18 protein-coding genes and 1 tRNA gene are annotated in these 22818 nt (G+C 67.3%); 12 read left to right on the top strand and 7 right to left on the bottom strand.

Going from position 1 to position 22818, the window contains the following annotated elements; genetic code table 11:
- Window positions 1-58: 58 nt before the first annotated feature.
- Complete coding sequence (locus G6N48_RS26790) at window positions 59-1990, bottom strand: fumarylacetoacetate hydrolase family protein (protein WP_085269854.1); 1932 nt, start codon at window positions 1988-1990, stop codon at window positions 59-61.
- Window positions 1987-4290, bottom strand: coding sequence for an ATP-dependent DNA ligase (locus G6N48_RS26785; RefSeq protein ID WP_085269855.1), 2304 nt, complete (start codon window positions 4288-4290; stop codon window positions 1987-1989). The genes G6N48_RS26790 and G6N48_RS26785 overlap by 4 nt, the downstream gene beginning before the upstream one ends.
- A gap of 136 nt (window positions 4291-4426) precedes the next feature.
- Between G6N48_RS26785 and G6N48_RS26780 the strand changes: the two genes are divergently transcribed.
- From G6N48_RS26780 to ku, 5 genes are all read left to right on the top strand, one after another.
- Window positions 4427-5935, top strand: a complete 1509-nt coding sequence (locus G6N48_RS26780) for a mannitol dehydrogenase family protein (protein WP_139825836.1) — start codon at window positions 4427-4429, stop codon at window positions 5933-5935.
- Entirely contained in the window at window positions 5932-6789 is an 858-nt protein-coding gene (locus G6N48_RS26775; protein ID WP_085269857.1) for an HAD family hydrolase, read from the top strand. Before G6N48_RS26780 ends, G6N48_RS26775 begins: the two co-directional genes overlap by 4 nt.
- 124 nt (window positions 6790-6913) lie before the next feature.
- Entirely contained in the window at window positions 6914-8323 is a 1410-nt protein-coding gene (locus G6N48_RS26770; RefSeq protein WP_232066721.1) for a mannitol dehydrogenase family protein, read from the top strand.
- A complete protein-coding gene (locus G6N48_RS26765; RefSeq protein WP_085269858.1) occupies window positions 8320-9183 on the top strand; it encodes a carbohydrate kinase family protein in 864 nt (287 codons plus the stop codon). Before G6N48_RS26770 ends, G6N48_RS26765 begins: the two co-directional genes overlap by 4 nt.
- A gap of 104 nt (window positions 9184-9287) precedes the next feature.
- A complete protein-coding gene (ku, locus tag G6N48_RS26760; protein WP_085269859.1) occupies window positions 9288-10196 on the top strand; it encodes a non-homologous end joining protein Ku in 909 nt (302 codons plus the stop codon).
- 7 nt (window positions 10197-10203) lie between these two features.
- Here ku and pstA read toward each other — a convergent pair whose 3' ends face one another.
- From pstA to pstS (G6N48_RS26740), 4 genes are all read right to left on the bottom strand, one after another.
- On the bottom strand, window positions 10204-11112 hold the full coding sequence (pstA, locus tag G6N48_RS26755) for a phosphate ABC transporter permease PstA (protein WP_085269860.1): 909 nt from the start codon (window positions 11110-11112) through the stop codon (window positions 10204-10206).
- The gene (gene pstC, locus G6N48_RS26750; protein WP_085269861.1) at window positions 11109-12104 is read right to left on the bottom strand and encodes a phosphate ABC transporter permease subunit PstC; all 996 of its coding nucleotides are present in this window, start codon (window positions 12102-12104) and stop codon (window positions 11109-11111) included. Before pstC ends, pstA begins: the two co-directional genes overlap by 4 nt.
- Window positions 12105-12110: 6 nt before the next feature.
- On the bottom strand, window positions 12111-13238 hold the full coding sequence (gene pstS / locus G6N48_RS26745; protein WP_085269862.1) for a phosphate ABC transporter substrate-binding protein PstS: 1128 nt from the start codon (window positions 13236-13238) through the stop codon (window positions 12111-12113).
- A 205-nt stretch (window positions 13239-13443) separates the two neighbouring features.
- Complete coding sequence (gene pstS, locus G6N48_RS26740) at window positions 13444-14541, bottom strand: phosphate ABC transporter substrate-binding protein PstS (RefSeq protein ID WP_085269863.1); 1098 nt, start codon at window positions 14539-14541, stop codon at window positions 13444-13446.
- Window positions 14542-14789: 248 nt separating this feature from the next.
- Here pstS (G6N48_RS26740) and G6N48_RS26735 point away from each other — a divergent pair, with 248 nt between their 5' ends.
- Entirely contained in the window at window positions 14790-15581 is a 792-nt protein-coding gene (locus G6N48_RS26735; RefSeq protein WP_085269864.1) for an SDR family oxidoreductase, read from the top strand.
- 10 nt (window positions 15582-15591) lie between these two features.
- Window positions 15592-16668: an NAD(P)H-dependent amine dehydrogenase family protein gene (locus G6N48_RS26730; RefSeq protein WP_085269865.1), complete on the top strand. Its 1077-nt coding sequence runs from the start codon at window positions 15592-15594 to the stop codon at window positions 16666-16668.
- Window positions 16669-16686: 18 nt separating this feature from the next.
- On the opposite strand, the gene pstS (G6N48_RS26725) is transcribed toward G6N48_RS26730, so the two are convergent.
- Window positions 16687-17802: a phosphate ABC transporter substrate-binding protein PstS gene (pstS, locus tag G6N48_RS26725; protein WP_085269866.1), complete on the bottom strand. Its 1116-nt coding sequence runs from the start codon at window positions 17800-17802 to the stop codon at window positions 16687-16689.
- A 227-nt stretch (window positions 17803-18029) separates the two neighbouring features.
- Between pstS (G6N48_RS26725) and G6N48_RS26720 the strand changes: the two genes are divergently transcribed.
- From G6N48_RS26720 to G6N48_RS26700, 5 genes are all read left to right on the top strand, one after another.
- A complete protein-coding gene (locus tag G6N48_RS26720) occupies window positions 18030-19289 on the top strand; it encodes an Nramp family divalent metal transporter (RefSeq protein WP_232066830.1) in 1260 nt (419 codons plus the stop codon).
- The gene (locus G6N48_RS26715) at window positions 19290-20357 is read left to right on the top strand and encodes a poly-gamma-glutamate hydrolase family protein (RefSeq protein ID WP_085269868.1); all 1068 of its coding nucleotides are present in this window, start codon (window positions 19290-19292) and stop codon (window positions 20355-20357) included. It abuts the gene before it with no gap.
- Window positions 20358-20373: 16 nt separating this feature from the next.
- Window positions 20374-21201, top strand: coding sequence for an LLM class F420-dependent oxidoreductase (locus G6N48_RS26710; protein WP_179969916.1), 828 nt, complete (start codon window positions 20374-20376; stop codon window positions 21199-21201).
- A gap of 51 nt (window positions 21202-21252) precedes the next feature.
- A tRNA-Arg gene (locus G6N48_RS26705) sits at window positions 21253-21325 on the top strand.
- Between the two features lie 281 nt (window positions 21326-21606).
- Window positions 21607-22767 carry an IS3 family transposase gene (locus G6N48_RS26700; RefSeq protein ID WP_232066720.1) on the top strand — a complete coding sequence of 387 codons (1161 nt, stop codon included), beginning with the start codon at window positions 21607-21609 and terminating at the stop codon, window positions 22765-22767.
- The last annotated feature ends 51 nt before the right edge of the window (window positions 22768-22818 follow it).

Raw genomic sequence — 22818 nt, 5'->3', positions numbered from 1 at the left:
ACGTTGCGGCTGTCGGCGCTCATTGCCCAGAGATGTTCTGCCCGTTGCACTCTCGCGGTCAGGAGCGCTTGGCCAGCCACTCGGCCTGCATCACGAGCAAGGCCATGATGTCCAGCTCAGGGGTGTCGGGGTCGAGTTCGCGGTAGCGCGCGTAGACGTTGACGACGACCCGCTCGGCGTCCAGCCACTCCGCGTACTCGCCGAGGTCGATGGTCTCGGCGGCCTGCGCCCACGACAGGCCCCGACCGTAGGCGGCCTCGGCCTGCTCGCAGACATGTGTCAGATAACCGCGGACGGCGCGGATACCGTCCGGGTCGGTGACCGGGCCGTGGCCGGGCACCACCGTCGGGGCATCCAGGGCGATCATCGTGTCGCAGGCCGCGACCCAGTTGGCGATCGGGCCCGCCCACACGATCGGGGTGCAGCCGATGAACAGCAGATCGCCGCCGAACAGCACCCCGGCGTCGGGCACGTGCACCACCGAATCCGCGGCGGTATGCGCGGGACCCAGGTTCAGCAGCTCGACGCGGCGCCCGCCAACATCCATCGTGAGCTCGCGGTCGAAGGTCTGGTCTGCGTTGCGGATCGTGATGCCACTGAAGTCGAAGTGCCCGAACCGATCTCGCGTGTAAGAGGTGGCAACGGGGCCGAGGTTGGCGGTCTGCGCCATCGCCAGCATCGCGGGCGCCATGCCGTGGGCGATCTCGTCGGCGGTGCCCCGCGCGGCGATGATCCGGACCGCGGGGTCGAGCAGCTGGTTGCCGTGGGTGTGGTCGCCGTTCGAGTGGGTGATCAACGCGTCGGTGATGGGGGCCGATGAGGTGACAGGTCTCATCGCGGCGAGCATCTCCCGGGTCAACGCCAGATCGAACAAGGTGTCGACCAGCAGCGAGGCGCCGTCACCGGCGACCAGACCGGCGTTGCTCCACCCGTAGCCGCCGTCGGGCAGCGTCCACGCCCACACCCGGTCGCCCACCCGGTGCAGCCCACGCGTGTAGGGCACTTTCGCGGGCGCCCGGTTGACACGGGCGGGGGCGGGCGCGGAGTCCGGATTGGGGCGCGACGGCAGCGGGTGGGGGGCGCCGGCGGCACGCACGGTCTGGCGCGTCTCGCCCAGCCCCTGGACCCGGAGCGTGACGACGTCACCGTCGCGCAGCCAACCCGGAAACGCTTCCAGCCGCGCGGGATCGAGATGCTCGACGAGGGTGCAGGTGGGCACCGTTCCCGAGCCGATGACGTCGCCGGGGGCCAGGGTCACGCCGCGCGAGACGTAGGAGATGACTTCGCCGAATGTCCAGTCCATCTGGGCGGTCGACCCCGAACCGATAACGTTCTCGTTGACCAGGGCCTGCGCTGCCAGGTCGAACTTGCCGTCACGGCGGTACGGTTCGAGCTCGTCGGGCGTGACCAGGTATGGACCCAGCGTCACCCCGCTGTCCTTGCCCTTGCCCTGCCCGATCGCCAGTTGGCTCTCCAGCTGCTGGAGGTCGCGCGCCGACCAGTCGTTGAAGATGGTGTAGCCGATGATGGCGCGTTCGGCCTCTTCCACCGTCAGGTCTTTGCCACCGGCTCCGATGACCGCGGCAATCTCCAATTCGAAATCCTGCCAAGCGCTTCCCGGCGCCGTGGGAGCGTCCTCGTACGGCCCGAGAACGGTTGCAGGACAGGCAAAGTAAAAGGCCGGGATGCGGTACCAGCTGTCGGCGAGCGTCCGCCCAGCGCCGAGCGCGCCCTGGCAGTTGCGCATGTGGTCCAAGAAGCACAGCGAGTCTCGGATCGACGGGGGACGCGGGATCGGCGCCATCAGCGTCACGTCCGCCAGACGCACCGACGTGGCGCGCAGCGCCTCCTCGGCGGCTTGGTGGAGCCCCTCGGCGCCACGCCCGATCAGGTCGAGCAGCGCCACTCCCGGCGGCATCGGGTGGATCGCGTCGCCGGCGAGCACCCCGGTCCGCTCGCCGTCGGCCCCTCGGAAGGTCACCCATTTCATTCGCGCACCACCTCGCTCGGTTCCTTGTCGGGTCGCAGACCGCGCCAACTCGATTGGCGCAGGCGGTCATCGGGGGTCCACTCGCTGTATCGCACCTCACCCACCAGCACCGGCTCGACGTACGTCACACCCCTGGCCTCGCTGCGGGGAAGCGGCGGGTCGAACGGCGACCGGTCGGTGTGCAGCGGCGCCAGCCTCTTCTTCAGGTCGGCCAATTCACGCTCGGAGAAGCCGGTCCCGACGCGTCCGGCGAAGCGCAGGCCACGGTCGCCCGGTATGCCCAGCAGCAGCGAACCGATGCCGCTCGTGCGTCCGCCTTCGCCGGCCTTCCAGCCGCCAATCACGACCTCCTGGGTGTTCCAGTGCTTGTCCTTGACCCACGAGGCCGAACGCCGGCCGGGCTGGTAGGTGGAGTCGCGCTTCTTGGCGACCACCCCCTCCCAGCCGTGCTCGGCGGAATGCTGCAGCGCCTGCCTGCCGTCACCGGGCAACAGGTCGGGCACGACGAGTCGGCTGCCACCGGCCAACGTTTCCAGCAACTTTCGCCGGTCGCGATAGCGGGCGCGCAGCAGCGAGCGGCCGTCCAGGTACAGCAGATCGAAGGCCCAGAATTCGACGCGAGCGCCGCGGCCCCGGTTCTGCATCGCATGGAAGCTGGGCACGCCGCCGGCGTCGAGCACGACCGCCTCGCCGTCCAGCACTACGTGGTGTTGCCGCAAATCATCGGCCAGCGAGGCCAATTGGGGGTATTCGTCGGTGACGTCGCGGCCGCGCCGAGAGCGCACGCGCACGGCGCCGTGGTCGACCTCGACCAGGATGCGGTAGCCGTCCCATTTGCCCTCGAACGCCCACTGGCCCGCTTTCAGGGCCGCCACCGACCCGTGCGTGGCGAGCATGGGGGCGATCGCGTCGAAGTCGAAGACGTGCTGGTCCTTCATCCGGTGCGCCAGCCACTGGTCGCCCTTGGTCTGAATCAGCGCATACCGTCCGGAGATTCGGCTGCCGTGCAGGTTGACGATCACCTCCCCCTTCTCGGACCCCTTCTCGGACCCCTTCTCGGACCCCTGCCCGGAAGGGTCGTGGAACTTCTCCGCGTCGTAGGTCCCCGAGTCCCAGATGATCACCTTTCCGGCGCCGTACTCCCCTTTCGGGATCACGCCTTCGAAGCCCCCGTATTCCAGCGGATGGTCTTCGGTGTGCACCGCCAGGTGATTCACCGACGTCGTTTGCGGGAGGTTCTTCGGCACCGCCCAGGACACCAGCACGCCATCGCGCTCGAGCCGGAAATCGTAGTGCAGCCGACGAGCGTGATGCTCCTGGATGACGAAGCTGTTGCCTTGCCCGGCAGCCGGTTCCGCGTTGGGCACCGGTTCTGGCGTCTTCGACGCGTCGCGCATGCTGCGGTATCGGGACAGCCGGTCGGGCATCGGCGCGTCGGCGTCCAGCGGCGCCAGCAGGTCACCATCCCGCGCGACCCGCGCCAGCACTTCGTCGTAGCGCAGCTGGCGCAGCCCGGGCTCGCCGAGCTCCGCCCAGGTACGCGGAGCGGCGACCGTCGGTTGTTCGCGGCCGCGCAGCGAGTAGGGCGCGATGGTGGTCTTGGAGCCGTTGTTCTGGCTCCAGTCCAAGAACACCTTGCCCGCGCGCACACTCTTGGTCATGGTCGACGTGACCAGCTTGGGCATCGTCTGTTCCAGTTGCTGCGCAACGCGTTTCGCCAGTACGGTCGCGCCCTTGCTGCTCACCGGCTCCTGCAGCGGCGTGTAGAGGTGCAGGCCCTTGCTGCCGCTGGTCAGGGGAAAGGTGACCAGGCCGATGCCGTCGATGAGATCGCGGACCGCGTTGGCCACCTCGGCCAGTTGCGGCATCGTGACGCCCTCACCGGGGTCGAGGTCGAACACCAACCGAGTCGCCGGGCCTGGTTTGAGCTGTGCGGCCTTGCTCCGGGTCCACTCGGCCACGAAACGCCACTGCGGCACGTGCACCTCCAGCGCCGCCTGCTGCGCGATCCACGCCAGCCCGTCAAGGCTGTCGATGATCGGGTATGTCGTCGTCCCGGACCGGTGGGTGACGCTGGCACGCGGCAGCCAGTCGGGCGCCGAGGATGCCAATTGCTTTTCGAAGAAGGACGCTTCGTCGACGCCGTTCGGCCAGCGTTTTCGGGTGGCGGGGCGCCCGGCGATGTGCGGGATCATCACCTCGGCGATGCGGGTGTAGTAGTCGAAGATGTCCTGCTTCGTGGTGCCGGTGGCCGGGTACAGCACCTTGTCCGCATTGGTGAGCTTCACCCGCGGCGCCATGCCCCTCAACTTACGCGTTTGAGCAGCGAAGATCGCTTACCACCACGGATTATGTTGTCGCCGTGAACTGTTGTGACGTCGACCACGAAGGCGTTAGGCGGCCGGACAGTCCGGGCACGCGACACAGATGCGCATCATGCCCTGGCGTCCAGAATCGGGCGTCCCGCTGAGTAACTCCACCCTCCGGCTGCATTCCCAGCGAATCGCGGTGCCCACCTATGACCGATCTGCCCTGCAACGAGGAGTCGTCCACATCGGTGCGGGCAACTTCCACCGCGCACATCAGGCCGTCTACTTCGACGACATTGCGCGCTCGGGCATTTCGAACCGATGGGGCGTCACCGGCGTCAGCCTGCAGTCCTCGGACGTCAAAGACCTGCTGTCGGCGCAGGATGGGCTGTACACCGTGGTGCAGCGCGGCCACGACCGCCAGGTCGCACGGATCGTCGGGTCGATCGGCTCGGTTCACTACGCCCCCGACGACGGCGTCGCGGTACACGCCGCGTTGACCGACCCCCAAACCCGCGTGGTGAGCCTGACGATCACCGGCAACGGCTACTTCGTCGATCCGGTAACCGACGAGTTCGACGCCGACCACCCCGACGTGCGCGCCGACCTCTTCGCCTCCGGCGGCTACGTCACGGCGTGGGGACATCTGACCGAGGCCCTCGATCAGCGTCGCCGCGCAGGCGACGCGCCGTTCACGGTGTTGTGCTGCGACAACATCGCCGGCGACACCCGGCCCGCGCGCACCGCGCTGGTGTCGTTCGCCGCACTGAAGGATCCGGCACTGGCCCGCTGGATTGCCAGGCATGTGGCGTTCCCGTCGACCATGGTCGATCGCATCACGCCCCAAACCTCGCAGTCAGAACGCCATTTCATCGAGCGCACCTTCGGCGTCGCCGACAGGTGTCCGGTCGTGACCGAGCCGCACCGGCAATGGATCATCGAGGATTCGTTCAGCAACGGACGGCCACCGCTCGAGCAGGTCGGCGCCGAGTTCGTCGCCGATGTCGGCGACCACAAGTTGGTCAAGACGCGTCTGCTCAACGGGACCCACATCGCGCTCGCGTGTTTGGCCACCCTGGCCGGCTACCGGCGCACCGACGACGCGATGCGTGATCGCGTCATCTTCGACTACGTCGAGAAGCTGCTGCGCGAGGAAATCCAGCCGCTGCTGCCTCCCGTACCCGGGATGAACACACCCGCCTACCGGGCCACCTTGCTCGACCGGCTCAGCAATCCCCGCATGAGTGACCAGTTGTCGCGGCTGGCTCGACGCCCGACCAGCAAGATCACCTCGTTCATCCTGCCCTCCCTGCGGGAGGCGATCGCGCAGGGCAGGCCGCACACGCTGCTGATGTGGGCCGTCGCAGGATGGGCGCGATACATGCGGGGGCACGACCTCGATGGGCGCCGGCTGCCGCTCGAAGACTCGCAGGCGGTACCGGTGTCCACGTGGGCGAACCTGGCGCGCACCAATCTCGATCCGCTGCTCGGGCATGCGATGTTCGACGAGCTGCGCGCCGTTCCCGGCTTCGCGCAACGCCTGGGTGACATGATCGCGGGTATCGACGAGCGTGGTGTGGTCCGCACGCTGCGCGACGCCATGCGCAGCGACGAGCGGCAGTTGGTGACGCGATGACCGGCGAGCTGACCTTCGTGCGCGCCTTCGACCCGGCGCCGATCACGACCCTGCTCTGCGACGCCGACGACAACCTGTTCGGCTCGGAGCGGCCCGCGTTCGAGGCGTCGGCCGAGGTGATGAACCGTTTCCTGGCCAGGTTCGGTGTCGACGCCGGGCTCAGCTCCGAGGAGTTGCGTAAGCGCGCCGTCGGGAAGAACTTCCGTGCCATGGCTCTCGACATGGCCGTGCGGTGCGCAGTGCCGCTCGACCGGGCGTTGGGACACGGCCTTCCCGGGGCGGTGGTCGCCTCGGCCGCCGACCTGGCGGGCGGTGCCGGGCTGTCCGCCGACGAGCTCGAGCGGTGGGTGCTCGAAGAGCGCGAACGAGTCACCGCCCACCTGTCGGCGACCCTGACACCGGATCCGGAAGTGGTGGGCCCGTTGCGAGACCTCGCGAAGCGTTACACACTCGCGGCCGTCAGTTCCAGCGCCACCGACCGCCTGCGCGCGTGCTTCGCCGCCACCGGACTCGAGTCGCTGATCCCGCTGGCGGCGACCTTCAGCGCCGAGGATTCCCTTGCCGTGCCGACCAGCAAGCCCGACCCGGCGGTGTACCTGCATTGCGGCCGGGAGATGGGCGTCCAAGCCCGACAAGGGCTGGCCGTCGAAGACTCCGTCGCGGGCGTGACGTCCGCTGTTGCCGCCGGCTACGCCACGATCGGAAACCTGATGTTCGTGCTGCCCGACGAACGGGATTGCCGCCGTGCGGAATTGATCGACGCGGGGGCGGTGGCCATCACCGATTCGTGGCGCGCCCTCGCGGGCGTCCTGCTATCGCCGGCGGGGCCGGCCTTGAGTGGCCGGCTCATGTAGGGCAAGCCACGGGTCAGCGAACGGTCCACGCCGCTGGGCGCCGACCCGCTGTCGTCGTACCGTCGAGGGAGGTGCTGCAGCCGGTGGCGATCCGGCCTGTGGCCCTTGAAGGAGGTGGCCGCCTGTGGCCAACGCAATCGATCTGAGCAATGCGACGCTGTCCGAGCTGCCGATCGGCGCGCCGAACTACGACCGCCGCAGCGTCGGTGTCGGCATCGCGCACATCGGCGCCGGGCACTTCCACCGGGCGCATCAGGCCGCCTACATCGACGTGCTGCTACAACAGGGCCTGGCGCACGACTGGGGCATCTGCGGGGTCGGAGTGATGCCCGCCGACTGGACCATGCGCGACGTCCTGCGCGGCCAGGACGGGCTCTACACGCTGATCCTGGAAAACCCCGACGGCAGTCGAGATGCTCAGGTGATCGGCTCGATCATCGACTATCGCTACGCTCCGGACGATCCGGAGTCGGCGCTGGAGGTGCTGGCGGCGCCCGCCACCCGGATCATCTCCCTGACCATCACCGAGGGCGGCTACCGCGACGCGGACGGACCCGCGTTCGCGTTGATCAGCCAGGCTCTGGACCGGCGGCGCCGCCGCGGGATCGCGTCACCGACCATCGTCTCGTGCGACAACATCGAGAACAACGGTCAGGTCGCCAGGCGCACCGTGCTCGCCAGCGCCGAACGCGTGGATCCCGAGCTGGCCGAGTGGGTGGCACAGCACACCCGGTTTCCCAATTCGATGGTCGACCGCATCACCCCGGCAACGACTTTGGAGATGGCTGCGGAAGTTCGGCGCGATTTCGGCATCAACGACCGATGGCCGGTGGTGGCCGAGCCGTTCAGCGCCTGGGTGGTCGAGGACGACTTCGCCGACGGTCGGCCCCCGCTCGAACAGGCGGGGGTGCTGATGGTCGACGACGTTCGCCCGTACGAGCTGATGAAGCTGCGCATGCTCAACGCGGGGCACCAATGTCTGGCCTATTTCGCCCACCTGTGCGACTTCCATTTCGTCCACGAGGCGGCGCGCGATCCCCTGTTCGCCGAGTTCTTGATCTCCTACTTCGACCGCGAGGCCATCCCCACGCTGCCCCCGGTGCCGGGAATCGACCTGCACGAGTACGGCCGCACGCTGGTCGAGCGGTTCGCCAACCCCGCCGTCCGCGATACCGTCGCCCGGCTCTGCGCCTACTCCTCGGATCGCATCCCCAAATGGCTGTATCCCGTCATCTGCGACAACCTGGCCAACGACGGGCCGGTTGCACTGGCGGCCGCGGCGGTTGCCAGCTGGGCCCGCTACGCCGAGGGCACCGACGAATGGGGTAAGCCCTACGAGGTGGTGGATCAGCTGGCGGATTCGCTGATCCCGATCGCCCGCTCGCAGCACCAGCATCCCACCGCGTTCATCGAGATCACCGCGGTGTTCTGCGACCTGGCCCACCAGCCCCGGTTCGTCGAGGCGTACCGCTGGGCGCTGGAATCGCTGCACCACAAGGGAGCCCGGGCCACGCTCGAAGCCCTGGTGCGATGACCCGCGGGCTGGTGATCGGCGAATCGCTGATCGACGTCGTCGGGGACGACGAGCACGTCGGCGGCAGTCCGCTCAACGTCGCCGTCGGACTGGGCCGGTTGGGACGCGGCGTCGATTTCCTGACGCACATCGGCGACGACGAACACGGCCGCCGCATCGCCGAGTGCGTCAAATCAAATGGCGTGCAGTTGGTTCCGGGAAGTGTCTCTGCTCGCCGGACGCCGACCGCGGTGGCGACGGTCGGTGGCGACGGGTCGGCCCGCTACGCGTTCGACCTGGAGTGGGAGTTATCCGGCACGCCCGAGTCCGCGCCGCCGCTGGTCGTGCACACCGGCTCGATCGCCGCGGTGCTGGAACCGGGATGCCTGGCCGTGGCGGCCCTGATCGATGCCTATCGGGTGTCGGCCACCGTCACGTTCGATCCCAACGTGCGCCCGGCGCTCACCGACGACCGGGCCCGGGCCCGCATCGTGCACCTCGTCGAGCGCAGCGATGTCGTCAAGGTCAGTCACGAAGACCTGGAATGGATAGCTCCCGGCCAGGACCCGCAGCGTACGGCGCGGGGCTGGCTGGCGTCAGGACCGGCGATCGTTGCGGTGACCCTGGGTCCGCGCGGCTCGGTGGCATTCTGCGGGGACGGCGAGGTCCGCGTGGACGCCGAGCCGGTCGACGTGGTGGACACCATCGGCGCCGGCGACGCCTTCATGGTGGGCCTGATCGACGCCCTCTGGACACGAGGTTTGCTCGGCGCGAGCCGGCGGGCCGCCCTGCGCCGGATCGGAGTCGCTGCGCTGACGGAGGTGTTGCGGGCGGCGAGCCTGTCGGCCGCGCTGGCCGTCGGCCGCGCCGGCGCCTTCTAGGCGGCCGGCACGGGCTTCAGCGTTCGCAAACACCGCCCCGGGCGGTCCGGCGTCGTGCGAACACGTACGTTCGCGCTCGGCAACGAGCGGGCATACTGACTTACATGCGCTCCATCTGGAAGGGTTCGATCGCGTTCGGGCTGGTCAACGTCCCGGTGAAGGTGTACAGCGCCACCCAGGACCACGACATCAAGTTCCATCAGGTGCACGCCAAGGACAACGGTCGCATTCGCTACCAGCGCGTGTGCGAAGTGGACGGCGAAGTCGTCGAGTACCGCGACATCGCCCGCGCGTACGAGTCCGACGACGGCCAGATGGTGATCATCACCGACGACGACATTGCCACCTTGCCCGAGGAACGCAGTCGCGAGATCGAGGTGCTCGAATTCGTTCCGGCCAACGAGGTCGACCCGATGTTGTTCGACCGCAGCTACTTCCTGGAGCCCGATTCGAAGTCCTCCAAATCGTATGTGTTGCTGGCCAAAACACTCGCGGAGACCGACCGGATGGCGATCGTTCACTTCACCCTGCGGAACAAGACCCGCCTGGCGGCCCTGCGGGTCAAAGACTTCGGCAAGCGCGACGTGATGGTGGTGCACACCCTGTTGTGGCCGGACGAGATCCGCGATCCCGACTTTCCGGTGCTCGACAAGGAAGTCGACATCAAGCCCGCGGAGCTCAAGATGGCCGGTCAGGTGGTTGAGTCGATGGCTGAGGACTTCAACCCCGACCGCTACCACGACACCTACCAGGAGCAGCTGCAGGAACTGGTGGACGCGAAACTCGAAGGCGGCGAAGCCTTTACCACCGAGGAACAGCCCAAGGAACTCGACGAGACCGAGGACGTCTCCGACCTGCTGGCCAAACTGGAGGCCAGCGTCAAGGCGCGATCCGGTAACGGCACGCAACCGGCGAAGAAGACGGCGGCGAAGAAGAGCGCCGCCAAGAAGGCGCCGGCGAAGAAGACGCCGGCGAAGAAGGCGCCGGCCAAAAAGGCCGCGTCGAAGTCCTGACGCGCCGTCAGCCCCGCCGGGTCGCCAGGAACCGGGTCAGCCCGGCGACCACGTTGAGCAGGGCGACGATGATGATCAGACTCAGCGCGGCCCCCCAGATCCGCAGAAAACCGGCGTGCTCGGGGTTGGTGAGCTCGGTGTAGATCAGCAGCGGCAGCGAGGCCATGTTGCCGTTGAAGATGTCGAGGTTGATCGAGCGGCTGTATCCGACCAGCACCAGGACCGGCGCCGTCTCTCCGATGACGCGGGCGACGGCCAGCAGCACACCGGACACGATGCCGGGCATCGCGATCGGGAAGACGATCCGCAGGATGGTCTTCCACTTCGAGACGCCCAACGCGTAGCTGGCCTCCCGCAGATCGTCGGGGACCAGGCGCAGCATTTCCTCGGCGGACCGCACCACCACGGGCAACATCAGCAGAACCAGCGCGAAGGACACGGCCAGCGAGCTCTGCGGGAATCCCAGGGTGGCGATCCACAGGCTGAAGACGAACAGCGCCGCCACGATCGAGGGCACCCCGGCGAGCACGTCGACCATGAACGTCGTCAGCCGCACCAGCCGCCCGGAACCGTACTCCACCAGAAACACCGCGGTCATCAGGCCCAACGGCACCGACAGCAGCGTGGCCGCCCCGGCCTGCACCACCGTCCCGTAGATCGCGTGATACACGCCGCCCGCGAACTGCTCCGGCAGGACGCCACGCAGCGAGTGTGTCCACCACCCCGAGCGGGTCACGGCCCACCATCCGCGCATCACCACGACCGACAGCACCCAGGCCAGCGGCACCAGCGCAACCAGGAACGAGCCCAAGAAGAACACCGTCGCGACGCCGTTGGTGATACGGCGGCGAAGGCTCAGCGGATGGAACACCTCGGCCTTGACCGGCCCGTCGAGCGAACCGACCGTGGCGGTCATGCGTTCACCTTCCCTCCGGCGATCGTCCGGGCGAGCGCATTGACGACGAACGTCAGGACGAACAGCGCAAAACCCGCGGAGATGTAGGCACCGGTCGGCAACGGCTCACTGAACTCCGCGGCCGCGGACGCGATCTTGGACGCGAACGTGTAGCCCCCGTCGAACAGCGACCAGTTACCCGGGCGGGCGGCCGAGCGCAGGATGATCAGCACGGCGACGGTCTCTCCCAGGGCACGGCCCAGCCCCAGCATCGACGCCGCGATCACCCCGCTGCGGCCGAACGGCAGCACGGTCATCCGCACCACCTCCCACTTCGTGGCCCCCAGCGCCTGCGCGGCCTCCATCTGGATGCGCGGAGTCTGCCGGAACACCTCCCGCGAGACCGACGTGATGATCGGCAGGATCATCACCGAGAGCACAATCGCGGCGGTGAAGATGGTCCCGCCCCCGGCCAGCGACACGTTGCCCCGGTCGAACAGGAAGAACCAGCCCAGGTTGCGGTTGAGGAACACCGCGATCGGCTCGAGGTTGGGCGCCAGCACGAAGATCCCCCACAACCCGAAGATGATCGACGGCACCGCCGCCAGCAGGTCGACGATCGCGCCGAACGGCCGCGCCAGCCTCTTGGGCGCGTACTGGGTGAGAAACACCGCGATGCCGACCGAGACGGGGACGGCCAGCACCAGCGCGCTGAGCGAACTGAGGACCGTGACCATGAACAGATCCCGGATCCCGAACGCCAGGCTCTGCGGGTCGGTGGTTTTGAACTGGGCGCTGGTGAAGAAGTTGGCGTGATTGACGCGCAGCGACGGTATGGCCCGGAGCAACAGGAACACCGCGATCAGCAGGATCGCGATCACGATCGTCGAACCGGCGGCCGCGGCGACCAACTTGAACAGTTGGTCGCCGCGCCGCGATGCGCGCGTGTCCGCCTTGAGGACCGGCGTCTTCTCGGTCGACGGATTGGTTACCGTGCCTCGGGTCACTACCACCTCAGATCACGTGATGGCGTTGATCGCAGTCGACAACCTCGACTTGAACGAGTCCGGAATCGGAATGTACCCGTTGTCCGCCAAGCCGTTCTGGCCCGCGCCGATGGTGCTTTGCAGGAAAGCCTTCACCGCCGTGCCGACCTGGGAGTCAGGGTACTTGGAGCAGACGATCTCGTAGGTCGCCAGCACGATGGGGTAGGAACCGGCGACGGTGGGCTTGTAGAACGACATCGTGTCGATCACCAGGTCGTTGCCCTGCCCGGAGATGGTGGCCCCGGCGATCGTCTTGCCCACCGAGTCGGCGCTGATTGCCACCGCGTCCGGGCCGGCCGACGTGACGACCTTGGCCATGTTGAGCTTCTGCGCCTGGGCGAACGACCACTCGTTATAGGTGATCGAGCCCTCGGTGGCCTTGATCGCCGCCGACGTGCCGTCGTTGCCCTTGGCGCCCTCACCGACGCCGCCGTTGAACGACTTCCCGGCGCCCTTGCCCCATGCGCCGCCGGAGGCGGCGTCGAGGTATTTCTGGAAGTTGTCCGTGGTGCCCGACTGGTCGTTGCGGAAGACGACGTGGATCGGCTCGGCGGGCAGGGAGACGCCGGGGTTCAGCGCGACCAGCGCGGGATCGTTCCACGTCGTGATGGTGCCGTTGAAGATCTTCGCGGCAGTGGGGCCGTCCACCGTCAGCGAGGACAGGCCCTTGACGTTGTAGGTGATCGCGATCGGCCCGAAGACCACCGGAAGGTTCCACGCCGGCGAACCGCACCGCTGCTGCGCCGCAGCGTATTCCTTCGGTGCCAGCGGCGAATCCGACCCGCCGAAATCGGTTTGGTTGCCGGTGAATTCGCTGATGCCCGCTCCCGATCCGTTGGCCGTGTAGTTCAAGGTCTGGCCGGGGCACGCCTGTTCGAACGCGTTGACGAAGCGGGTCATCGCGTTGGCCTGCGCCGTCGAACCGCTCGCCTTCAGCGCCTTCTTGCCGCCGCAACTGACGTTGCCGCTCGCGGCCGCCGACGACGAACCGCTGGCCGCACTCCCCCCAGAAGCGTTGTTGTTGTCACTCCCGCACCCCGACAAAATCAGCGCGCCAGTGGCAAATATGCTCAGCGCGGCGCCAAATCGGTTGAGTTTCAAGTCGTTTCCTTACGGTAGGGATGAAACACGATCGCCGCGGCCGTCAAGCCGCTGCGTCGATTGGCCGTCTCTCGCGGCATGAAGCTAACAGCAAGAAGGTTAACGCCGGGCGAATTATTCGAGGACGTCACCAGACCGCGGGCAAACCCGTCTGCGCCCGGGATGCGACACGGTTTCGAGACACTCGACTCGAATCGGGCAGAGGTCACGCGATGGAGTCGACCGCGGCGAAAAGCCTTCCCTTGAACGACTCCGGGATCGGGATGTAGCCGTTGTCGGAAAGGCCCTTCTGACCTGCGCCGATGGTGCTCTGAAGGAACGCCTTCACCGCGGCGCCGGTCTGCGCGTCGGGATATTTCGAGCAGACGATCTCGTAGGTCGCCAGCACGATCGGGTAGGCGCCGGCAGCGGTGGGTTTGTAGAAGGAGTAGGTGTCGATCACCAGGTCATTGCCCTGCCCGACGATGGTGGCCCCGGCGATCGTCTTGCCCACCGAGTCGGCGCTGATCGCGACGGCGTCGGAGCCGGCCGATGTGACGATCTTGGCCATGCCGAGCTGCTGCTTCTGCGCGAACGACCACTCGTTGTAGGTGATCGAACCCTCGGTGGCCTTGACCGCCGCCGACGTCCCGTCGTTGCCCTTGGCGCCCTCACCGACGCCGCCGTTGAACGACTTGCCGATGCCTTTCTCCCATGCACCGTTGGAAGCGGAGTCGAGATACTTCTGGAAGTTGTCCGTGGTCCCGGACAGGTCGTTGCGGAAGATCACCCGGATCGGCTCGGCTGGCAGAGCGGCACCAGAGTTCAGCGCCGCGATCGCCGGATCGTTCCACATGGTGATGGCGCCTTCGAAGATCTTCGCGGCCACCGGGCCGTCCAGGGTCAGTGAATTGAGGCCCTTGACGTTGTAGGTGATGGCGATCGGCCCGAAGACCACGGGCAGGTCCAACGCGGGCGAACCGCACCGCTGCTGCGCGGCGAAGTGCTCGATCGGGGCCAACGCCGAGTCGGAACCACCGAAATCGGTGACATTGCTTGTGAATTCATTGATGCCGGCACCGGAACCGTTGGGTGTGTAATCCAGCGACTGGCCGTGACAAGCCTGTTCGAATGCCTTGATGAAGCGGGTCATGGCATTTTCCTGCGCCGTGGAACCGCTGGCCTTCAACGCGGGCTTACCGCCGCAGCTCACCGGCTCCGACGACGCACCCGCTTCCCCGTCGTCTGCGCTTTCGCAGCCGGACAAACCCAGCGCGCCGATGGCCAGGACGGCCAACACCGCCCCGACTCGCTGGTGCTTCAACTCATTTCCTCACGAAGGGCTTATCCGCATTCGGCGCCGTCGTGTGAGCGCCGCGCGCCGACCAGCCGTCAGCCGCAGCCATGAAGTTAACAGGAACGAGGGAAATTGTCTCTCCGTGAGCGCCGGGCATACACCACAGCCCCGCCGCCCCGCCGGGAGGCAAACTAGAACGTGTTACAAATTGTCATTATCAGAAGCGGCCGGGCTTGCTACCGTGTCGGCTGACAGCTCAACGAAGAGAGGCCGCAATGATCCTTGACCGGTTCCGTCTCGACGACAAAGTCGCCGTCATCACCGGCGGCGGCCGCGGCCTCGGGGCGGCCATCGCACTGGCGTTCGCCGAGGCCGGTGCCGACGTCCTGATTGCCTCGCGCACGGAGTCCCAACTAGAGGCCGTCGCCGAACAGGTCCGCGCCGCCGGTCGCCGCGCGCACACGGTCGCCGCCGACCTGGCCCATCCCGAGGCGACCGCGCAGCTGGCGGGTCAGGCCGTCGAAGCCTTCGGCAAGCTCGACATCGTCGTCAACAACGTCGGCGGGACGATGCCGAACACGCTGCTGACGACGTCGACCAAGGACCTCAAGGACGCGTTCACCTTCAATGTCGCCACCGCCCACGCGCTCACCCTCGCCGCGGTGCCGCTGATGCTGGAGCACTCCGGCGGCGGCAGCATCATCAACATCACGTCGACCATGGGCCGGCTGGCCGGACGCGGTTTCGCCGCCTACGGCACGGCCAAGGCCGCGCTGTCGCACTACACCCGGTTGAGCGCGCTGGACCTGTGCCCGCGCATCCGGGTCAACGCGATCGCGCCGGGATCGATCCTCACCTCCGCGCTGGACGTGGTGGCGTCCAACGACGAGTTGCGCGCCCCGATGGAGAAGGCGACACCCCTGCGCCGCCTCGGTGACCCCGTCGACATCGCCGCTGCGGCGGTGTATTTGGCCTCACCGGCTGGCAACTTCCTGACCGGCAAGACCCTCGAGGTGGACGGCGGCCTGACCTACCCCAATCTCGACATACCCGTCCCGGACCTGTGAGGAGCGCGTCATGCCCATACCCGTCGTTCAACTGGGCACCGGCAACGTCGGCGCCCATGCGCTGAGGGCGCTCATCACCAACCCGGAGTTCGAACTGACCGGAGTTTGGGTGTCGTCGGAGTCCAAAGCCGGCAAGGACGCCGCAGAGCTTGCCGGACTTACGGATTCGACCGGCGTGCGGGCCAGCACCGACCTCGACGAGGTGCTCGCCACCGGGCCGCGGTGCGCGGTCTACAACGCGATGGCCGACAACCGCCTGCCCGAGGCGCTGGAGGACTACCGCCGCGTCCTGGCGGCCGGGGTCAACATCGTCGGTAGCGGGCCGGTCTTTCTACAGTATCCCTGGCAGGTGATCCCCGAGGAACTCATCGCGCCCCTGGAAACCGCTGCGCGCGAGGGCAAGTCGAGTCTGTATGTCAGCGGAATCGACCCGGGCTTCGCCAACGACCTGCTGCCGCTGGCGCTGGCCGGCACCTGCCAGAGCATTCAGAAGATCCGGTGCATGGAGATCGTCGACTACGCCACCTACGACAGCGCGGTCGTCATGTTCGACGTGATGGGCTTCGGGAAGCCGCTCGACGAGATTCCGATGCTGCTGCAGACCGGCGTCCTGAGCCTGGCCTGGGGGTCCGTCGTCCGGCAACTGGCGGCGGGACTGGGCGTTGCGCTCGACGAGGTCGCCGAGGTGTACGTGCGTGAGCCGGCGCCCGAGGATTTCGACATCGCGTCGGGCCACATCCCCAAGGGCAGCGCCGCGGCCCTGCGCTTCGAAGTGTTCGGCATGGTCGACGGCGACCCCGTCGTGGTGCTCGAGCACGTCACGCGGTTGCGCGAGGACCTGTGCCCCGATTGGCCGCAGCCCGCGCAGCCCGGCGGTTCCTACCGGATCGAGATCACCGGTGAACCGTCCTACGCCATGGACGTCTGCCTGAGCAGCCGCAGGGGCGACCACAACCACGCCGGACTGGTGGCCACCGCGATGCGGGTCGTCAATGCCATCCCGGCGGTCGTCGCCGCCGCGCCCGGCATCGTCACAACCCTCGACCTGCCACTGGTCACCGGTCGGGGCCTTTACCTGCCCGGGTGACCATCGCGTCCGCCGCGCTCACGTGATGGCGTTGACCGCGGCCCTCAACCACAACTTCCAGGCGTCCGGGATGGGCACGTAGCCGTTGGCGCCCAACCCATCCTGACCGGCGCCGATAGTGCTCTGCAGGAATGCCCGCACGGCCGCACCGGTCTGCGGATCCTGGTACTTGGAGCAGACGATCTCATAGGTCGCCAGCACGATCGGATAAGCGCCCTGCTGCTTGGGCTTGTAGAACGACGCCAGGTTGAGCATCAGATCGTTGCCCTTGCCCGAAACCGTGGCTCCGGCAATCGTTTTGCCGACCGTGTCGTCGCTGATTTCCACCGGGTCCCCGCCGGCCGAGGTGATGATCTTCGCGATGCCCAGGTGTTTCTGCTGCGCGAACGACCATTCGTTGTAGGTGATCGCCCCCTCCGTCGCCTGGACCGCCGACGAGGTGCCGTCGTTGCCCTTGGCGCCCTCACCGACACCTCCGTTGAACGTTTTCCCGATGCCCTTGCCCCACGCACCGTTGCCGGCCGCGTCGAGGTAGTGCTGGAAGTTGTCCGACGTTCCGGACAGGTCGCTGCGGAAGATCACCCGGATCGGCTCGGCAGGCAGGCTTTCGCCCTTGTTCAGCGCCTGGATCGCCGGATCGTTCCAGGTTTTGATGCCCCCGTTGAAGATCTTGGCCGCTGTCGGGGCGTCCAGCACCAGCGAGTTCATGCCCTTGACGTTGTAGGTGATCGCGATCGGGCCGAACACCACCGGCAGGTCCCAGGCCCGCGAGCCGCAGCGCTGCTCTGCGGCGTCGTGCTCGCCTGAGTCCAGCGGCACGTCCGAGCCACCGAAATCAGTTTGCTTGCCGTTGAATTCACTGATTCCCGCACCCGAACCGTCGGGCGTGTAGTTCAGGGTCTGGCCAGGGCAGGCTTGTTCGAAGGCTTTGACGAAACGGGTCATGGCGTTGGCCTGGGCCGTCGAGCCGCTGGCCTTCAACGTCTTCTGGCCGCCGCAGTTCACCGGCACCGGCAGTGGGGTGGTGGTGGAACTGTTTGCGCTACTTGAATTCTTGTCGCTGCCGCATCCGGACAGGACCATGGCGACGCTGGCCAGGATGCTCAGCGAGGCACCAAACCGGTTGAGCCTCAATCCAGTTCCCAATCGTTTCAGGGGACAATAAGGTGCGGTCGTACCGGCCGCATCGCGCCCACCGGCCAACGATCGCAGTCTGAAGCTAGCAGTCGGCTGGTTAACGCCGAGCGAATTCTGCCTGGGGGTTTGCTATGGACGCGCGGCGGGCAGCCGCGCGCCCCGCCGCCCGAGCACGGGACGCGGGCGCCGGGCCGGTCGGGATGTTCGGATAACCTCACTTAAATATTCGGCGCGGTGAATCGAGGATCGACACGTTGGCACAGGGCACCCAGGCTTCGTTGAAGAAGAGTTGGTATCTACTCGGGCCCGCATTCGTGGCGGCGATCGCCTACGTCGACCCGGGCAACGTCGCGGCCAACGTCAGCGCCGGCGCGCAATTCGGATACCTGCTGCTGTGGGTGGTCGTGGTCGCCAACCTGCTGGCGGGCGTGGTGCAGTACCTGTCGGCGAAACTCGGGCTGGTCACCGGCCGCTCGTTGCCCGCGACGATCGGCAGGCGAATGGGCCGGCCGGCACGGATCGTCTACTGGGTGCAGGCCGAACTCGTCGCGATGGCCACCGACGTCGCGGAGGTCGTCGGCGGGGCCATCGCGTTGCGGATCCTGTTCGGTTTGCCGCTACTGCTCAGCGGCGTCATCACCGGGGTGGTGTCCCTGCTGCTGCTGGCGATCCAGGACCGGCGTGGCCAGATCATCTTCGAGCGCGTCATCACCGGGCTGCTCCTGGTCATCGCCATCGGCTTCGCCGCCAGTTTCTTCGTGAAGACGCCGCCCCCCGACGCCGTGCTCGGCGGCATGGTGCCGCGGTTCCGCGGCACCGAAAGCGTGCTGCTGGCCGCCGCGATCCTGGGCGCCACCGTGATGCCGCACGCGGTGTATCTGCATTCCGGGCTCGTCCTGGACCGGCACGGACATCCCGAGCAGGGGCCGCCCAGGCGCTTGCTGTTGCGCGTCACGCGGCTAGACGTCGTGCTCGCGATGGCGGTCGCGGGTGCGGTCAACGCCGCGATGCTGCTGGTGGCCGCGATCAACCTGAAACGCAGCAGCGCGCCGGCGTCGATCGACGGCGCGTACGACGCCATCCACGGCACCCTGGGGGCAGTCATCGCGATCCTGTTCGCGGTCGGACTGCTCGCATCCGGCCTGGCGTCGTCGTCGGTGGGCGCCTATGCCGGCGCGATGATCATGCAGGGGCTGCTACACCGGACCGTACCCATCGTGGTACGCCGCCTGATCACCCTGTGCCCGGCGCTGGCGATCCTCGCGCTCGGGTTCGACCCGACGCGCGCCCTGGTGCTGTCCCAGGTCGTGCTGTCGTTCGGCATCCCGTTCGCGGTGCTTCCCCTCGTCCGGCTGACCAGCAACCGCGAACTCATGGGCAGCGACGCCAACCATCCGGTCACGACGGCCGTTGGCTGGGCGATCGCCTTGGTGATTAGTGTGCTTAACATGGTGCTCATCTGGCTGACGGTGGCCGGCGGCTAAATGCCTGCGCTGCGGCATCGTTACTTCGCATACGGGTCCAACCTGTGCGCGCGGCAGATGGCGATGCGCTGCCCCGACGCCGCCGACCCGCGCCCGGCGGTGCTGGCCGACCACGACTGGCTGATCAACGAGCGCGGCGTGGCCACCGTCGAACCCTTCAGCGGCAACCAGGTGCACGGGGTGCTCTGGCACCTGTCCGACCACGACCTGGCGACCTTGGACAGCGCCGAAGGGGTGCCCGTACGCTACCGGCGCGACCGGCTGACGGTGCACACCGACGACGGGCCGTCGACGGCCTGGGTCTACATCGACCACCGGGTGGACCCGGGGCCGCCGCGGCCGGGCTACCTGTCCAAGGTCATCGACGGGGCCGTGCACCACGGGTTGCCGCAACGGTGGATCGACTTCCTGCGCCGCTGGGATCCGGCCGGCTGGCCGCGACGGGGGTCGCCGGCGTCGCAGCCCGGTCCGCAGTCGCTTTCGGCGTTGTTGCGCGAGCCGGGCGTCATCGAGGTGAGTCGGTTGCGGTCGCGGTTCGGGTTCCTCGCGATCCACGGCGGCGGCCTCGAGGAGATGACCGACGTGATCGCCGAGCGCGCCGCCGAGGCCGCTGACGCGTCGCTGTACCTGCTGCGCCATCCGGACCGCTATCCGCACCACCTGCCGTCGGCGTCGTTCGACCCGGCGCAGTCGCAGCGGCTCGCCGAATTCCTCGAGCACGTAGACGTCGCGGTGTCGCTGCACGGTTATGGGCGCGACGGCCGCAGCACGCACCTGCTGGCCGGCGGCCGCAACCGCGCGCTGGCCAGCCACCTGGCCCGCCATCTGGACCTCCCGGGGTATCGGGTCGTCACCGACCTCGACGACATCCCGGCCGAACTACGCGGGCTGCATCCGGACAACCCCGTCAATCGGGTGCGCGGCGGCGGGGCCCAGCTGGAGCTGTCGGCGCGGGTGAGGGGGATCAGCCCGCGAAGTCCGCTCCCCGGCGACGACGGCCTGTCACCGGTCACCGGCGCGCTCGTGCACGGCTTGGTGGCCGCGGCGCGTTCCTGGAAATCGAACTAACGATCGCAAGCGGAGGTTGTTGATGGGCAAGGGTTTTCGTTTCGGGATGAGCATGCGCTTCATCAAGTCGCGCGAGGCTTTCGTCGACAAGGTGAAGCGCGCCGAAGACGCCGGATTCGACATCCTCTGTGTCCCCGACCATCTGGGCGCGGCCTCCCCCATCGCGGCGCTGACCGCTGCCGCCATGGTGAGCGCCGACCTCAAGCTGAGCATGTATGTGCTCAACGCCGCCTTCTACAAGCCGGCCCTGCTCAGCCGGGACCTCGGCGATCTGGACAAGATCAGTGAGGGCCGTCTCGAGATCGGGCTCGGCACCGGCTATGTCAAGGAAGAGTTCGACGCAGCCGAGTTGCCCTACCCCAGCGCGGGCGCCCGGGTCGACTACCTCAAGCACATGACGACGTATCTCAAAGAGCACCACCCGAAGACGCCGATCCTGATCGCCGGAAACGGTGACCGCGTGCTGACCATCGCCGCCCGGCACGCCGACATCATCGGGCTTACCGGTTCGCGGGTGCGCGAGGACGCCGACGATCCGCTCACCGAACGCGTCGAGTTCGTCCGCAAGGCCGCCGGCGACCGGTTCGACTCGCTCGAACTGAATCTGGCGATCACGGCCGTTCCCGCCGAAGGCCAGACCGTGCCCGACCTGACGATGACCCGCAATTACGCGCCGGGGCTCACCGACGAGGAATTGCTGGAGCAGACATCCGTGCTCAGCGGAACGCCGCGCGAAATGGCGGACCGCATATCGATGTACCGCGAAAAGTACGGGGTCACCTCCGTCACCGTGCAGGACAACCACGTCAAGACCTTCGCGAAGGTGATCGCCGAACTGCGCTGACCGGCACGTAGCACCCCGACCCCGGGTGCTGCCGGTAAGCTCAGCCCGTCCGCCCCCGTAGCTCAGGGGATAGAGCACGGCTCTCCTAAAGCCGGTGTCGCAGGTTCGAATCCTGCCGGGGGCACTGTTGTCGTTGTATGACGTCGGCTGATGCTTGACATTTCAGTTCCGGGTGATGCCTGACAGTGTTTCGGCTGATCCTTTACAGCGGTTTCGGTTGATCCTTGACACTCCCTAGATGAGGGAGTTGAGCGTGGCTGAGCAGCGGTATCAGGCTGTGATGGCGGTGATTGGTGATGGGTTGTCGGTGTCGCAGGCGGCCGAAAAGACCGGGGTGGGGGACTGCCCCCGGTTCGGTTGACTCCTGACCTGTGAGGATTCGTCCTTGCTGGAAGGATCAACCTCGTGCCAAAACCGTTTCCTGCCGAGTTCCGAGCCGACGTCATCGCCATGGCCCGCAAGGGCGAGGCGCCACTGCGCCAGATCGCGAAGGACTTCGGCATCTCGGAGGCCTGCCTGCATCGCTGGCTCAAGATCGCTGACCGTGAGGATGGCCTCGGCCGGCCCGGCGGGTCACCGGGCGCTGCTGAGGATGTAGCCGCGCAGCTGCGCGAGGCGCACAAGCGAATCAAGCTGCTCGAGCAGGAGGCCGATGCGCCGCGCGGTCGGCTACCTGTCCCGGGACGCCAACCCAAAATGATGTACCCGCTGGTCCTCGACCTTGCCGATGACGGGATACCCGTCACGGTGACCTGCCGGGTCCTCGGATTCTCCACCCAGGCGTTTTACAAATGGCGCAAAGCGCCGGTTTCGCAGCGAGATTGGGACGATGCGCACCTGATCAACGCCGCCCGCGACATCCACGCCGACGACCCTGCCTTCGGCTACCGATTCATCGCCGACGAACTTCCCGGGCGCGGGATCACCGCCGGCGAGAACAGTGTCGCGCGGCTGTGTTCTCAGGAGCGCATCTGGTCGATCTTCGCCAAGAAACGTGGACTGAACCGTCGATCCGGACCGCCGGTTCACGACGACCTCGTTCAGCGCCAGTTCAGCGCCCAGGCCGCCAACCAGATCTGGCTAGCCGACATCACCGAGCACCGCACCGACGAAGGCAAGCTCTACCTCTGCGCCATCAAAGACGTCTATTCCAACCGGGTGGTGGTGGGCTACTCGATCGACTCACGAATGAAGACCTCGCTCGCAGTGGCCGCCCTGGACCACGCCGTGGCGCTGCGCTCACCGGCCGCGACGATCGTTCATTCCGACAGAGGCAGCCAATTTCGGTCACGAAAGTTCGTCCATGCACTGTCGCACAACGGGTTACACGGATCGATGGGCCGCGTCGGTGCATGCGGAGACAACGCCGCCATGGAGTCGTTCTTTGCCCTTCTGCAACGCAACGTCCTAGACCGGCGACGCTGGTCCACCCGAGCCGAACTACGCCTGGCGATCGTGACCTGGATCGAACGCACTTACCACCGACGCCGCCGGCAACGCGCCCTCGGCAAGCTCACCCCGGTAGAGTTCGAACTGCTCCACACACCAGTCGCAACCGCGGCCTGAAATTCACACCCCGCGAGTCAACTGGACTCGGGGCAGTCCCTTACGGTCAAC

It is taken from the genome of Mycobacterium parmense, assembly GCF_010730575.1.
GTDB lineage: Bacteria > Actinomycetota > Actinomycetes > Mycobacteriales > Mycobacteriaceae > Mycobacterium > Mycobacterium parmense.
The sequence above is the reverse complement of the archived record's forward strand: the minus strand, read 5'-3'. Positions and strand labels throughout refer to the sequence as shown.